The organism is Micromonospora sp. MW-13 (assembly GCF_003434305.1).
Classification (GTDB): Bacteria; Actinomycetota; Actinomycetes; order Mycobacteriales; family Micromonosporaceae; genus Micromonospora.
This window is the reverse complement of sequence record NZ_QKKX01000023.1, coordinates 1-1,683: the sequence shown is the minus strand read 5'-3', so window position 1 is coordinate 1,683 and position 1,683 is coordinate 1. Positions and strand designations below refer to the sequence as shown.

2 protein-coding genes and 1 pseudogene are annotated in these 1,683 nt (G+C 74.3%); all 3 read left to right on the top strand.

Annotation, left to right across the window (positions count from 1 at the left end):
* A pseudogene (locus C5N14_RS32140) lies at nucleotides 1–182 on the top strand (GntR family transcriptional regulator); the annotation flags it as partial.
* Between the two features lie 228 nt (nucleotides 183–410).
* Entirely contained in the window at nucleotides 411–1,334 is a 924-nt protein-coding gene (locus tag C5N14_RS13665) for a hypothetical protein (protein ID WP_128763573.1), read from the top strand.
* Nucleotides 1,335–1,443: 109 nt separating this feature from the next.
* Nucleotides 1,444–1,671 (top strand): hypothetical protein, encoded by a 228-nt coding sequence (locus C5N14_RS13660; protein ID WP_117668467.1) that lies wholly within the window; start codon nucleotides 1,444–1,446, stop codon nucleotides 1,669–1,671.
* Nucleotides 1,672–1,683 lie beyond the last annotated feature (12 nt).

Below are 1,683 nucleotides of genomic sequence, written 5' to 3'. Positions count from 1 at the left end.
TGCAGCACGAGCGCCAGGTCGTGCCCGTGCCGCGGGGCGCCTATGTCGACGCGCGGATGCCCACGCCGGCCGAGCGGGCAGAGCTGGACATCCCCGAGGGCGTTCCGGTGCAGGTGGTCACCGTCGGCGGCCGGGTGCGCGGCGTGTACCCCTCAGATCGGGTACGGCTGTCCACGTCGTGATCGACGATCTTGGGCGATTCGCACACCCGTTCGAAGAATGAGCGTGGACATCCCGCCGGCCGCAATTTGCATATGACGCACCGGAAGATCCCCATCAATACGGACACCTGGGTTGCAACCCGGCGGATGCCGTCGTGAGACCGGCTCGCGCTCACCCACCTGGTGAGACACCATGTCCCCCTGGTCCGATCCACTGGACCGGCATCGCCACCGGGGGGAGGCAGCAGCGTGCGATCACCGCGCATCATCATCCGCGCCGCAGTAGTGGCCGCCCTCGCCGGTGCCGCCTGGTCCGCCTGGTCCGCCGCGGAGTCGTCCGCGGCCCGCGCCGACGACCGTCCAGCCCACACCACCACCAACGACCGGCCGGCCGGACTGACCGAGATCTTGGCCCCGGTGCGCGACCTGGTCACCGCGGTGACCACCACGCCCGACCGGACCAAGCCGGCCGCCGCGCCGACACCACCACCCGCGCCACCTGAGCGCGCAGACCCGCCTCCGCCCGCGGACCGCACCCCGACCCCGCCCGCCGACCCGATCGGCCAGGTGATCGGCGGCGTCGACGACGTCCTGGAGGAGACCGTCGAGGTTGTCGACGGCGTGGTCGACGTGGTGCCGCCGTCCGCCCCGCCCGTCGCGCCGGTCGTGGACGCGGTCACGCCGGAGGCCCCCGCCTCCACCACACCCGCGGCGGCTCCGCCGACCACCCTCCCGGCGACCGACGCGTCGCCGCTGCCCGACGGTGAGGCCATCACCGCCCTGCCGGCGCCCGCCGCGCCCTCGGCCGGCGCGCTGCCCGTGGACGCCGGCGGGGAGCGCGCCGACGAGCCGGCCGGTGCCGCGGGCACCCGCTGGACCGCCGCCGACCCGGACCCCTGCTCGGCAGCCGCCCGCACCCCGCTACACGGCCGCGGCCTCGTCCGTCGCCTACTCGACCGCGACCCGGGCCTCACCACCAACCGGGCCCACAGCGGATGCCCCGGCAACGGTCAAGCGGCGATGAAACCGCCGCCGACCCCTATCGCCGACCAGCTCGCCGCGGACCCCACCCGCAGCCTCGTCCAGCCCGCCCGTGGCAGGCTCGGCCACGCTCGCGCCCGTGATGCACTGCCGCCCAGCCGGCACGTCGCCGTCGACCCCGGGCCTGCCTGAGCCACCCGCACCCGCCCGCCCGGGTGGGCACGCTGCCGGCTACCCGTCGGAGGTTGCCGGCTCCCCAGACCGTCTCCCTGATCAGCGCGTTGCCCTGAGGAGCTGCACCATGCACAACATCACCATCGGCCGCACCGCTGCCACCCTGGCCTCGTCTCTGCTCGTCGGCCTGATCGTCTACGCCACCCGCCGTGCTAAGGACGCCCGGGAGGTAACCTCCACGCCGCCGCTGGGAACCAACGTCATCCCCCTGCCGATCATGGACCGGGAGACCGCTGATGCCGTACGGCGCATCCACCGCCGGCTGGCCGACGCCCCATACCGGCGGAATGCCTGAGCGACGTTCGAC

Excerpts from the sequence above, each read along its gene's own strand:
- C5N14_RS13660 (WP_117668467.1), top strand. The coding sequence starts at position 1,444 with ATGCACAACATCACCATCGGCCGCACCGCTGCCACCCTGGCCTCGTCT.